This is a genomic window from Aporhodopirellula rubra, from assembly GCF_014192335.1.
Lineage (GTDB): Bacteria > Planctomycetota > Planctomycetia > Pirellulales > Pirellulaceae > Rhodopirellula > Rhodopirellula rubra.
The window spans coordinates 1-13211 of the sequence record NZ_JACHXU010000048.1; the positions used below are offsets into that span (position 1 = coordinate 1).

General features: G+C 57.2%; 9 protein-coding genes. 6 read left to right on the forward strand and 3 right to left on the reverse strand.

Annotated features, from left to right (window positions below):
• Positions 1-1122 precede the first annotated feature (1122 nt).
• Both FHS27_RS30265 and der read right to left on the reverse strand, forming a co-directional pair.
• The gene (locus FHS27_RS30265; protein WP_184310126.1) at positions 1123-3369 is read right to left on the reverse strand and encodes a mechanosensitive ion channel family protein; all 2247 of its coding nucleotides are present in this window, start codon (positions 3367-3369) and stop codon (positions 1123-1125) included.
• A 392-nt stretch (positions 3370-3761) separates the two neighbouring features.
• A complete protein-coding gene (gene der, locus FHS27_RS30270) occupies positions 3762-5114 on the reverse strand; it encodes a ribosome biogenesis GTPase Der (protein ID WP_184310128.1) in 1353 nt (450 codons plus the stop codon).
• 371 nt (positions 5115-5485) lie between these two features.
• On the opposite strand from der, the gene FHS27_RS30275 reads away from it, so the two are divergent.
• From FHS27_RS30275 to FHS27_RS30295, 6 genes are all read left to right on the forward strand, one after another.
• Positions 5486-6514, forward strand: coding sequence for a uracil-DNA glycosylase (locus FHS27_RS30275; RefSeq protein WP_184310130.1), 1029 nt, complete (start codon positions 5486-5488; stop codon positions 6512-6514).
• Positions 6515-7136: 622 nt separating this feature from the next.
• A complete protein-coding gene (locus FHS27_RS31325) occupies positions 7137-8096 on the forward strand; it encodes a DUF1549 domain-containing protein (RefSeq protein WP_246421355.1) in 960 nt (319 codons plus the stop codon).
• A 59-nt stretch (positions 8097-8155) separates the two neighbouring features.
• On the forward strand, positions 8156-9091 hold the full coding sequence (locus FHS27_RS31330) for a DUF1553 domain-containing protein (protein ID WP_315854760.1): 936 nt from the start codon (positions 8156-8158) through the stop codon (positions 9089-9091).
• 78 nt (positions 9092-9169) lie between these two features.
• Positions 9170-10441: a DUF1501 domain-containing protein gene (locus tag FHS27_RS30285; RefSeq protein WP_009099443.1), complete on the forward strand. Its 1272-nt coding sequence runs from the start codon at positions 9170-9172 to the stop codon at positions 10439-10441.
• 367 nt (positions 10442-10808) lie between these two features.
• A complete protein-coding gene (locus tag FHS27_RS30290) occupies positions 10809-12188 on the forward strand; it encodes an SLC13 family permease (protein ID WP_261363987.1) in 1380 nt (459 codons plus the stop codon).
• A 127-nt stretch (positions 12189-12315) separates the two neighbouring features.
• Entirely contained in the window at positions 12316-12915 is a 600-nt protein-coding gene (locus tag FHS27_RS30295; RefSeq protein WP_246421358.1) for a DUF3124 domain-containing protein, read from the forward strand.
• A gap of 73 nt (positions 12916-12988) precedes the next feature.
• On the opposite strand, the gene FHS27_RS30870 is transcribed toward FHS27_RS30295, so the two are convergent.
• Positions 12989-13211 (reverse strand): hypothetical protein (locus tag FHS27_RS30870; protein WP_221225505.1); only part of this gene is annotated, 223 nt, incomplete at its 5' end.

A 13211-nucleotide genomic window follows, 5' to 3' on the forward strand; every position in this document is an offset into this window, starting at 1 on the left:
GAGACGAAGGTGGTTAGTCCGCTGGATCGGTTGGTTCGTGAGCGGGAAGAGGAAGCAGTTAGGCGGGCTTCGGCTTCGTGACGGCACCGTGTTTGTTTTCAACCGATAGGTGAGCTGGCAGGGTTGCACGTCATCTTTGTGTGATCCGGAGTGAATGCCCGGCGATGCTGGACACCGAATCGCCAAACAGTACTGTCAAACGATGCCGCCAACCAAACGCGGCCGGCCGGGGGCGAGGTTGCTAGGGCGATTTCTTTGTCCGAAGAGATAAGGTGCCGACGAAAAGGTGGCCGGTACCGCTGCGGCTTTTCGGTACCGCACACCTTTTTCTCACTGGGGTTGGTGAGTGAGTGGTTCTCTTGCTGGGGGTTAGTTGGGGTTTGATTCTTGGTCTTAATCTTTCTCTTAATCTTGATCTTAGGTTTTGGGGTGGTGTGTGGTTGGGGGTGAGGTGCTGGTTTATTTTGTGGGGTGGGCAGAAGTTAGGTTGCGCTGGGCTGAGCCTGCCGGGGGCTTGATGGGTGTGGGTGGCTGACCGAGGGCCTCGGTCAGCTACGGGGGTGGGTGGATTTTGTGTCGGCCCGTTGGGCCTTGGGGATTTTTCTGTTGGAAATATCCGGTGGCTGACGCCACCGGCATTGGTTGTGTCGGCCCGTTGGGCCTGGGGGTGGTTGTTTCTTGGTGGAGGTTGTGGGGACAAATTGGCGGAGCAATTTGGCGACTATGGGGTGGCTGGTTGGGCCTGGGGGTGGCTGGTATTGGGGGCGGTTGGTTGGGGTTTAGTTCTTGATCTTAATCTTGATCTTTGGTTTTGGGGTGGTATGTGGTTGGGGGTGAGGTGCTGGTTTATTTTGTGGGGTGGGCAGAGGTTAGGTTGCGCTGGGCTGAGCCTGCCGGGGGCTTGATGGGTGTGGGTGGCTGACCGAGGGCCTCGGTCAGCTACGGGGGTGGGGGGATTTTGTGTCGGCCCGTTGGGCCTGGGGTGGTTGTTTTTTGGGGGGACGTGGTTGGAGGCTGTGGGGATCAAATTGGCGGAGCAATTTGGCGACTATGGGGTGGTTGTTTTTTGGGGTGGTGGTTGGTGGTTGGTGGTTTTGTTTGGGCTTTGAATTGACGGGGCGGTTAGGCTGGTTTTCTTTGGTCTTCGACTAGGCGGAAATCGATTGGGGTGGTTGAGTGGAGGTGGAGGTCGCGTTGGGGGAAGGCGATGACGATGTTGTTTTCTCTAAAGAGTCGATCGATTGTTAATCGCACTTCGGTTTCGACCTTGCGCATTTGGGACACGGTTCGGGCGTTGATCCAAAAGTGCAACTGAAACGCGAGTGCGTTGTCACCAAAGTCATTGAACCATACAAACGGTTTGGGGCGATCGTTGACCTCGTCGCACTGCGCGGCGGCTAACTCGAGCAAGCGGATGACTTCTTCGAGTGGTGATCCGTAGGCGACGCCGATGGCGATTGACGTTCGCAGGCGATCGTCGCGGCGCGTGAGGTTGATCACGTTGTTCTCAAGGAACTTACTGTTCGGGATGATAATGTCGAGGTTTTCGCCCGTTCGTATTGTCGTACTGCGGGCTCCGATCGCTTTGACGTTGCCGTAGGTTTCGTCAACCATGATGAGATCGCCGGCACGAATCGGTCGCTCGGCGAGCAAGATCAATCCACTGATGAAATTGTTGAGGATGTTTTGGCTTCCGAAACCGACGCCGATCGCGATCGCACCGCCGAGGAAAGTGAAAACGGTTAACGGCACGTTGGCGTAACGCAAGGCGGCGAGTCCGAAAAGCGTCATCAGCGAGTAGAACGCGAGCGACTCGATTGCCGCCGCTCCTGCTTCGGCAACTCCAACGCGAGGCAAACGACTGCCCAGCAGGCTACTGATCAGCCGTGCGGCGAAGTAGCCAAACAGAAGGAACAGCAAACTACTGGCAATTTTTCCGACCGTGATCGACGTGTCATCGATATTGGTCAGTTCGTAGTTCCAGATGCGACTGAGTGACGCCCAGCCGTCGCCGATCCATTCGCGGATGCTGCGTGCCTGCACGCCTTCGATATCGAAACGCAATCGATTGAGGGTTCGCGTGGCGCTGTCGAGACTCAGCATTCCGCTGTTGTAGAACTCAACCTGTTTGGACAGCGATTGAAAACTCGAATCGAGCCACCTGCGAACGGCCGTGTCATCGGGGCCGAGAGCGTCGAGGCGGGCGGCGACGGAGCTTTGCGTTTCACGTGTCTCGAGTAGTTTAAGTAGTTTGATTTGTTTCTCGCGGGCGAGTTCCTGCAATTGCTCGTTCGTCTCGTCGAGCCATTCTCTCTCGTCCTCGCGTTTGGCGTTCCCGGACACGACGGAATATCGCCGTTGCCAGGACGTTCGGATCATCGGCAGTCGCTGCAAGCGTTGGTTGACGATCGTTTGCTCGACCTGCACCGTCCGCTCGATCACCGTCAACGCTTCGACACGCTCGACGAGGTCCTGCGGTGGGGCAACGGTGCCGTCGAGTTCCTGACGCGCGGTGAAACGACGTTGTTTCGCATATTCCAATTCGGAGGCGATCAACGCGAGGCGACGTTTGAGGTCTTTCTCTTTGACGTTAAGTTCGGCGATCTTGGCGTCGAGTGATTGTTTGGAAAAGATGACTTTTGGCCGAACGATGGCTAAGCGTTTCTCATCGATCTGGGTACCGAGACGGTAGACTTCCTGAGAGGCTTGCTCGATCGCGAGTTGCTGTCGACTGAGTACGAGCGATTCACTGGCGAGCTGTACTTCGAGGTCGAACGTCTTGGCATCCGGGGCAATGTCCGTGCCACCGGATTCGCGCCATTGTCGTCGTGATTTTTCCGCATCGTCGACGCGGCTCTTTGCTCGCTCGACTCCCGCGCGGGCTGCCGCAACCGTGGCGTCCAACGCCTCACTCTTTCCCTTCGCGGCGGACAACGCATCGTTGATCTCGTCGAGCAGCAAGATCGTGTACGGCGGACCTTCGTCAACGCCTTCGAGGTCGATCCGGTTTAACCGTGCCTCAAGCTCGAGCTTCTTTGACTGGAGATCTTGGAGCGTCGAGTTGGCGGTTTTCTGTTGCGCAATGACGACGTCGATTTGTTTGAGCAGATCGACGTTGGATTCATTCGTTTCAGATGGCGGCGATGGGGGAGGTGAATCGGATTCCTCGTCGGGTCGTGTTTCCGTCTTGGATTGCTCTTCCTGGAGCATCGCGATTCGAAGCTCCGCGGCAACGACATCGCTTTTGTCTTGCAGACGCTGCGTCGTTGGCGGTAACGACTCGGTGTTTGCGCCCGACGTGGAGGAGATGGTCAGGAAACCAATGATTCCAAAGACCGTGAGAGAGACGAGTGCTCGTATTGGTTTCATGTTGCCGTCCCTGGCATCAGATAAGAGGCCGATCAGATCGACCGAAAAAGACGTGGAAAGGATTCCGAGAACGAACATCCACGTCCGCGGGGCATATCACGTCATGCCTATTGACGACGGGAGTGGACCGATTGGGAAGAGGGTACGCGATCTCAACGCGTTGCGAGATAGCCTATTTAGGCAAGTTGGGTCAAGATCGGTTCGCGTCGACCGAGGTGTCGTGCGGAGTCGCAAGGTGACTCGAAACGGAAGGCGACGGGAATGAAAACGCCATGCGTGCGTCGCGGACTCGCGGCTCAACGGATCGCTCGCCCGGTTCCGCTCGCATAAGAAGCGGGTCATCGGAATGGCAGGGCGTTCGTGTGCCCCGTCGCTATGATAATTCGAAGTTGTTAACGCGATTTTGAGCGGCCGTCCTGTTTTTCTGCTTCCGCTCGCGATCGTTTCTGGAAGTACAGCTTGATCGGTACTTCGCCGAACGGGAGGTGATCGCGGAACCAGCCGAGGATGTAGCGTTGGTAATCGTGGCCGAACGCGTTCGGGTCGGTGCACATCAAAACGATCGTCGGCGGTTCGGTCGAAACCTGGGTCGCGTAGAAGATTTTGGGGCGTCGGTTTTGGTACATCGGCGGCGGATGCACGTCCATCGCGGCGCGCACGACACGGTTGAGTTCACCTGTCGAGACCCGCGACTGAGCCTGTTTGTGCAGCATCGCGGCGTGGTTGAGCAGCGTCTTGACGTTCTTGCCGGATTGGCCGGTGATGAATGCGATGGGAGCATACGAGAGCGTCGTGAATTGGTGACGCAGGTATTTGACCCATTGCTCGGTCGGAACCTGACCGGAGTACAGATCCCATTTGTTGACCACGAAGATGACCGGTTTGTGATGTTCCATCACGTAGCCGACGAGTTGCTTGTCGACTTTGCTGGTCTTTTGCGTGGCGTCGAAGAACATCAGCACGACGTCGGCACGTCGAACGCTGCGGGCGGCGCGGTGGGACGAGTACCATTCCAGGTCGGTCCGCACGCTTTTGCGTTTCCGCAGACCGGGCGTGTCGATCGCGGTGAAGGTTTGTCCGTCGACTTCGAAATTGACGTCGACACTGTCGCGGGTCGTCCCGGCGACTTCGCTGACGATCATCCGGTCGGATTCGGCAAGCGTGTTAACGAACGTGCTTTTGCCGACGTTTCGGCGTCCGACGATGGTAATTTTCATCGCCGATTCGGGGGCGATGGTTTCGTCGTCGGCGGGAAGGCGATCGACAATCGCTTGCATCAGGTCATCGCGTCCGCGGTTTTGCATCGTACTGACCGGGATCAGCATTCCACGTCCGAGCGATCGGAATTCCTCCGCGTGAATTTCTTGGTGATCTTGGTCGGCTTTGTTGACGACTAAAATCACGGGCCGTTCGACGCCGCGCAGTCGTTCGACGACCTCGGTGTCCAACGGCATCACGCCGGTTTGAATGTCGACGACCAGCAGGATCACGTCGGCGGTGTTGATCGCCATTTCGATTTGGCGTTTGACGTCGGAGGTCAGATCGTCGGCGTCGACGACGCCCATTCCGCCGGTGTCGACCAACTCGAAGTACCGATCGTCGGCCTCGATGAGGGTCGTCATGCGGTCACGAGTCACCCCCTCGTAGTTGTCCACGATCGCCAGTCGGCGTCGAGCCAACCAGTTAAAGAGACTGCTTTTGCCGACATTTGGTCGGCCGACGATGGCAACTTGAGGAACGGGCATGGGGGGCGGGGTTGAGGAGCGAGTGATTCGGAAAGAGCGAGGGATGCCCAGTCAGGGCAATCGGATTCTTGGATTGTGTTCTGCGTGAGCCGTCGGTGGTTGGCTGCGAGCGTATTCGTTTGGCAGCGGCTGTATTTGCTTGGCTGCGGCGGTTTGCGTTGGCTGCGGGAACTTACGAGGCGTTGCAATCGGGAGTAGCGAACAGAGGCGATCGGCCTCTTTATCACGGCCTTCCGGGGACGCAGGACGTGTGCCCTCGAACCAGTTGCGGCTCACTTACCATTTTGAAACACGGATCTGGCCGGATGGCGTGATCGGTTGAGTCGACACTTGGCAATGCGTCATGTTAGACTCTGTGTCGCAGTTTCAGAATGCCATGGCGGCGTGAACGTGACGAAAACTCGGTTTTGATCAGCAATTTGAGCCAATCCAGCCCCAACTCCACCGTTCCCCCCGCCAACGAGGGCGGATTCCGCTCCGCAGACGAGATTATCGAGGCCACGGGCGAGTTGCTCGGGCATCTCCAACGCAGCGGGATTCGGTTCGTGCCGCAACCCAGTGACGCGGGAGTCGCGGATTGGAACGAGGCGTTCTCGGTCGCGGAGGAAACTACGACCGCGGATTCTCCATCACACGCGGCCCCGACGAATGTGGCCCCGGCGAATGAGGCGGCAGCGAACACGGCGCCGATCGATGGATCGGTGGTGAATGCCGCCAACGTGGCCGTACCGGCAGTGCCGAACACTGCTGCGACAGTTGCCCCCGCGGCTCCGGCGCGTCCGTCCGTGGTCGCGGTGTCAGGCGGATCGAATCCCTACGCGGGTGAATCTCTGCCGATCGCTGACCGGGTCGCGGCGCTGGACTCGCTCGCACAAACCGTTGCGGGGTGCACCCAATGCAAAGCGTTGGCGAGTTGCCGGACGCAAACGGTGTTCGGCGAAGGAAGTCCGGCACCACGGTTTGTGTTCTTTGGCGAAGCCCCGGGTGCGGACGAAGATAAATCGGGGCGTCCGTTTGTTGGCAAAGCCGGCCAATTGCTGACCAAGATGATCGAGGCGATTCATCTGAAGCGGGAAGACGTTTACCTGATGAATACGGTCAAATGCCGCCCGCCGGGCAACCGAAACCCCGAACCGGGCGAAGTCGCGAATTGCCGCGGATTTTTCGAGACGCAACTGCAAACGCTGAGACCGGAATACATCATTTGCCTGGGTGCGGTCAGCTCTCAGGCGTTGCTGCAGACGAAACTATCGATCGGTCGTCTGCGTCAGAAATTCCATGAGTATCACGACAGCAAAGTGCTGGTGATCTATCACCCGGCGTACTTGCTGCGAAATCCGGACGCCAAGAAAGCCGCTTGGGCGGACCTGCAGATGCTGATGAAAGACGCTGGGCTTTAGGGCCCCGTTTGCACAATGAGCGACTGAGGTGCGGGCGCCGGACTCGCTTAGACTTCGTTGGCGTGCGTTGTTTGATGGATGTCTAGTTGCTCCCGAAAGCGGGCCAGCGACCAATGTTGTCGCGGTGCGACGACTGGTCTGTGACAACAAGGTTTTTTGGTAGTGGACGAGACAACGAGTCCGATTGATGCGACGGATGCAAAGGACTCGTTGCCTCGTCTACTACGGCCAACCCTAATACGGCCAACCCTAAAATTAAACTGTCACAGACCACTGGCCAGTTCCACGATTGACGCCGCCAATCGGACGAAATCCAGCACCGATCAATAACGCTTCACCACGACGTACACACTCGTGATCTCCCCGCGGGTCTCGGCGACGTCCGCTACCGGGGTGGGCTATGCGGGCTCGATTTTGCCGGGCAACTGGAACCTGGCGACGCTCAGTTTTCGCATCTGCGACAATTTGTCGTAAAAATGCGTTGCGGGTACTTTAAGGTACTATTGTTAACTTTATTGCGGATTCTGCGGGTTCGCGGTCGCCCCTTGTGCGTTGTCGATGAGGCGGGCTTCGATTGAATCCGGGTGCGACAATTTATCTCATTTGAGTAGGCGAACGATCTATGAAGCGGTTCGTGGTTTGGCTTTTCCTAAGCTTGCTGGCATTTTCAGTTTGTGCGGACGTCGATGCGGCGGGTCCGCGGTTGACCAAGCGACAACAGGCGATCAAGCGAGAGAACGAACGCAAGGCTCGTGAGGCGGCGCGGGCCGAGGCACGTGCCAAGAACAATCAGATCGCGAAGACGAACGAGCGGGAGACGCCGGTCGTGGAGATCGACATCGCTCCGGTCGATCCGAGTACGAAGTCACAGGTGCTCCGATCCGCGGCTCGGATTGACGAGATCATCGAAGCCGATTTGGCTCGGCGAGGCATCGAACCGAATCCGATGTCATCGCACGAGCAGTTCATGCGTCGCGCGTATCTCGACATCACGGGCCGTGTCCCGCGTGGACGCCGGGCGTGGACGTTTCTAGCATCCAAGATGCCCGAGAAGCGATCGTTGCTGATAGACCATCTTTTGAACCAGCCGGGCTACGCCAGCCATCTGTTTAATTATTGGGCGAGCATCCTGCGGCTCAACGATACCGGATCGAACCGTCTGTACCTGCGTCCCTACGGTGATTGGTTGAAGGAGTGTTTTCAGGACAACGTTGCGTTCGATCAGATGGTTTACGAAATGTTGACCGCCGAAGGCAAAACGTGGGAAAATCCCGCGGTCGGTTACAAGCTCCGTGATCGAGGCATGCCGCTGGACAACCTCAACAACACGGTTCGAAATTTCTTGGGGACACAGATTGGTTGCGCACAGTGTCACGATCACCCGTTTGACCGTTGGACGCAGCAAGAGTTTTATGAACTCGCGGCGTTTGAACGGGCACACCACCGAAAGCGGATAACGTCCCCGACAACAAACTCGTTAACTCCCTCCGAGAGAGCCTCGATCCGAGAGAAGGTCAGCGTCTGCGGCAATTCGTTGCCGCCAACCGGCACCAAGTTTTTGAAGTCCCCAACGCGAAGCTGAAGTATCCGTTCGACTATGTCTACAGCAACGCGGAACCGGGCGAAGTCGCGAAAGCGAAAGTGATTTTCGGCGAAACGCCCAAACTCGAACCGGGACAGTCGCGTCGGGAAGCGTTCGCGTTGTGGCTGACATCAAAAGACAATCCTCGGTTTGCACTGACGATCGCTAACCGCATGTGGAAACGTGCCATGGGCGTCGGCGTGATCGATCCGGTGGACGAGATCACCGACGACACCGAACCGTCGAATCCCGAGTTGATGGATTTCTTGGTCTCGGAGATGATTCGTCTGGATTTCAACTTGAAAGAATTCATGCGAATCATCTTTCATACACGGACGTATCAACGACAGGTGACCTACGCCGGATATGATCCCGCCGAGCCGTACTATTTCCCCGGCCCGGTACTGCGTCGGATGACGGCGGAGCAAGTCTGGGACTCGTTGTTGAAGCTGAGTATTAAGTCGCCTGAGGCGTTTCTACGGCCGGACGATTCGGAATACATCGCGGCCTTGGATCTGGATGGCGATGCGAGCAAGGACGAGATTTTGGCCGTGCTGAAGAAAGTGCCTGAGGCACAAACGGCGATGAACCAAGAGGAGCGAACGCAGCGATACCAAAACGTAACGCTTCGTCGCGCGTCCGAGTTGCAACAACCACTCCCGGCGGCACACTTCCTTCGTCAGTTCGGACAGAGCGATCGCGAGATCATTTCGGAGGGTTCGACCGAAGGCACGGTTCCGCAATTGCTCGCGTTGTTCAACGGCCCGATCACGCACATGATGTTGGAAGCTGGTTCGGTAATTTACACGGAAGTCGATCAGGCGGCGGGGATTACCAATCGTGTCCGCATCATCTTCCTCAGTATTCTCGGACGCATGCCGACGTCGGACGAGATGTCCGTTGCGAGCAGCGAAATTCGAGAGTCGAAAGCGGCCGGTTATGGCAACGTGATTTGGGCGTTGCTGAACACGCGCGAGTTCTTGTTTATCCAATAGTCGATCTGCGTTTGCCGATCCGACCACCTTTCATTCGCCGACACGCAGGTCTCAATCGACCATCCAGGGAACTCACCAATGCAATTTTCAAACAACGAAGATCTCTCTCGACGCGCGTTCGTCCAATCGATCGCGAAGTCGTGTCTCGGTGTGAGCCTGTTGGGCGGGCTCGAGAGCGTCGCGTCGGCGGCCTCGGCGAGTGGTTCGAGCAAGAGCAACAAGCGGATGATCTACTTGTTCATGCAGGGGGCGATGAGCCAACTGGATACGTTTGATCCGAAACCGGACAGCAAAATGCAGGGGCCAACTGGGGTGATCCAAACGAAGATTCCCGGTGTGCAATTCAGCGAACACCTCCCCAAACTCGCTGCCTCCGCCGACAAGCTCGCCGTGATTCGGTCCATGAACTCATCAACAGGCGCTCATGGACCGGGGCAATATTTGATGAGGACGAATTATCGCGAAATCGCATCGACGGTGCACCCGGGATGGGGATCGTGGATGCACAAGGTTCACGGACGCATGCACCAATCGTTGCCCGCGAGTGTGCAGGTCGGTGGCGGACAGGGGCCGGGCTACCTCGGTACCGCATACGCTCCCGTACCGGTCGGCGATCCCAACAAGGGACTCGAAAACACAAAGTCTCCGGACTACATGACCAACTCACTGTTTGACCGTCGGATGAAATTGGCGGGCACGTTTGATCGCTCGTTCCGCTCTCGTACATCGGGAAACCGTGAAGTGTCCGGATACGATGAACTCTACCGCGACGCGATCGGTCTTCTACGCAGTAAGGATCTCGCTGCGTTTGATGTGATGGCGGAATCCGAACAGGTTCGCGAGAAATACGGAAACTCGAAACTCGGCCGTGGATGTCTCCTCGCACGTCGCCTGATCGAACACGGTGTACGTTTCGTCGAAGTCGGCTACGGCAGTTGGGACCACCATAGTGACTTGGTTCAAAACATGACCGAGCGGGGCGCCGCGTTGGACCAAGCACTCAGTGCGTTGCTCGAAGATCTCGAGCAGCGAGGATTGCTCGAAGACACACTCGTGGTCGTGGGAACCGAATTTGGACGCAAACCCAAAATGAACGAACGTGCCGGTCGCGATCACCACCCGGCGGCCTACTCGTGCGTCTTGGCAGGAGGCGGCATCCAGGCCGGTCAGGTCTATGGCGAAACCGACGACGACGCTTTTTATGCAGACATGGATCCGGTCAGCGTCGAGGACTTCAACGCGACAATCGGTACCGTGTTGGACCTGCCGATCCGCAAGGAGTTCTATTCCCCGAGCGGCCGTCCGTTCACGATCGCCCACGACGGTGATCCGATCAAAGAGATTATCTAGGGCGTTACGCATATCGGATCGGCAGCCGCGAAAACAACGAACTTCCCGAGATTTGCCACCGCGTTCCCACATCGGTTTTCGGCAGCAGCCACATCAGCAACGGCAGTCCGATCAATTTCCGTTGGTTCAAACCGCTGCGCTAAACTTGTAAAGCGGCACGCGTGTTGCGGCGAAACATTCCGAATATGCGTGCGTGCGATCCCTAAACGCACGAGTGGCTTTTTTCCTCATTGGTCTGAGGTGAGGAGGTTCACCACGCGGGTAGCGGGAATGGGTAGAATCGGCGTTTCTCGACGCCGATTCGCCCGCTTTCGACTGGAGCGACGCATTGTTTTCCGACTTCCGCGCGATCGCCCTTACGATCGGTTTGACCCTCGCGGCTTTCGCTTATTGCCTGTGCCTGTTCTCGTTTGCGCTCTCTCATGAAGCCGCAATGACAGCCGCAGTGATTTGCCTTTGTGGCGTATGGTGGTGCACCGAAGCGGTTCCGATTCCGGTAACGTCGCTCGTCCCGTTTGTCGTGTTTCCATTTACCGGCGTTCTCGATCACACGCAATTGGCCGGCGCTTACGGGGACAAATTTGTACTGTTGTTTCTAGCGGGTTTCATGATTTCGCGAGCGGCGGAGAAATCGGCGACGCACCTGCGAGTCTCTCACGGGATGATGCGAATTCTCGGCACGAGTTCTCAGCGACGCATCGTGTTGGGGTTCATGCTCGCCCCGGCGTTCTGCAGCATGTGGATTTCCAATACCGCAACCGCGTTGATCATGTTGCCCGTCGCGATCGCGTTGTTGCAGGAACAGACCGACAAACGGCTAGTCGCGCCGCTATTGTTGGCGGTCGCATACGGATCGAGTATTGGTGGGATGGCGACGATTATCGGAACGCCGCCCAACGGTGTGTTCGTGTCGATCTATGAACTGCAAACGTCGCAAACGGTCGATTTCCTCTCGTGGCTGAAAATCGGCGTGCCGATCACGGTGGCCATGTTATTGGTGACGGGCTACTGGCTGACGAGAGGTCTTGGAGGCGCGGCGGAGTTGCAATTGCAGAGCATGGGACCTTGGACGTCCGCGCAGCGCCGCGTCCTCGCCATCATTGCGACCACCGCGGTGCTTTGGATCACCCGAACTGGTCCCGCCGGTGGTTGGTCGACGTGGCTCAATGTGCCGATGACTCACGACGCAACGGTGGGGCTTGGGGCCGTCGTGTTGATGTTCTTGATCCCCAGTGGTGAGGTCGATGAGAAGGGACGCTCGGAGACATTGCTCGACTGGGAGACGGCTCGCGATATCCCCTGGGGCATTTTGATCCTGTTCGGCGGGGGACTTGCGATCGCGCGAGCCGCGGAACTGTCAGGGCTGTCCGAGCGCATCGGGCTGCAACTGACACTTCTTAAGGACCTGCATCCGGCGCTGTTGATGGCGATCGTTTGTTTGACGGTGACGTTCCTGACCGAATTTACATCCAACACGGCCACGACCACGCTGCTCATGCCGATCTTGGGTGCCGCCTCGGCCGGGGCCGGATACGATGCGGCGGTCTTGATGATTCCCGCGGCGCTGTCGGCTAGCTGTGCGTTCATGCTACCTGTGGCCACGCCTCCTAACGCGATCATATTTGGATCCGAGCGAATCACGGTGCGGGAGATGGCACGAACCGGGTTCGCGTTGAACTTGATCGGCGTCGTCCTCATCACCACGATTTGCTACTTCGTCTTGGATCTCAAAACAGGGCTTCACTAAAGGAAACACGAACTCTTTCGGCCTGCCGAAGCGAATTGGACGCCATGGGCCTTGCCTGAATTGAGAAATGCGTAAACATGTCGTCGGCTCCTGAATGATCGATCCCTCCCAACACAGTCAACCGCTCATGTCGAATCGGATTTCGGAAGAAAAGACTGAGATGATCTATCGCCAATTTAAATTGGTGTTTTTCCTGTTCGTCATCGTGCCGATCGTCCTGTTGGTGCTGTTTATCGAGTTCCGGTTTCGCTCCTTTGAAGCCGGCATACCACCTCAGGAGCCTAGCGTCCGGGATGACGCACGGATGGAAATCGATGTCATGCCGTGGCACCCCGTCGAGGGCCAGCGACTGTATGTGCCTGCGTATTCGCATGTCTACCATCAAGAAGGTGAGCCCTATTTCCTGACGGTGACGTTGAACATCCGGAACACGGACGTTGAACATGAGATCGTCGTCACCTCGGTGCGTTATTTTGACACCGGCGGAAAAGAACTACGATCGATGTTGAAAAAGCCACTCAAACTCGCCCCCTTAGCGGCAACTGAATTTGTCATCGAACGTAACGACAAAACGGGCGGCAGCGGTGCGAGTTTCATCGTCGAGTGGAAGGCGGGTACGGAAGTTAACCAGCCGATCGTGGAAACGGTCATGATCGACACTCGAGGACAACAGGGCATCTCGTTCATTGCCTCCGGTGTCGTGCTCAGCGAGGGAAACGAGGAGTAGCAGCGGGAGTCCGTGTCGGCATGAATCACGTCGGCATGAATCAACCGATCGCGTGCATCGACTTCTGACTTCATTAAGGTCCGCTCACTTGGACGTGCTCGCGGATCGTCGAGTTCGCGAACATCAGTCGCATGCATAGCAACTGACGAAAAACGACCTCATCAATACCATGTTGATTGAGCCGCTTGTTGGGCCCCTGACGGTAACCGTTCACAGCCCGGTTCAATGAATCAGGCGGCAGCAGGGGCGCTTGGCTCAGATATTTTTGGCAGGAGAGATGGTGCGGCATCACCGGA

Coding starts and splice junctions, on each gene's coding strand:
- FHS27_RS30265 (WP_184310126.1), bottom strand. CDS start 3,369: ATGAAACCAATACGAGCACTCGTCTCTCTCACGGTCTTTGGAATCATT.
- der (WP_184310128.1), bottom strand. CDS start 5,114: ATGCCCGTTCCTCAAGTTGCCATCGTCGGCCGACCAAATGTCGGCAAA.
- FHS27_RS30275 (WP_184310130.1), top strand. CDS start 5,486: ATGCCATGGCGGCGTGAACGTGACGAAAACTCGGTTTTGATCAGCAAT.
- FHS27_RS31325 (WP_246421355.1), top strand. CDS start 7,137: ATGAAGCGGTTCGTGGTTTGGCTTTTCCTAAGCTTGCTGGCATTTTCA.
- FHS27_RS30285 (WP_009099443.1), top strand. CDS start 9,170: ATGCAATTTTCAAACAACGAAGATCTCTCTCGACGCGCGTTCGTCCAA.
- FHS27_RS30295 (WP_246421358.1), top strand. CDS start 12,316: ATGTCGAATCGGATTTCGGAAGAAAAGACTGAGATGATCTATCGCCAA.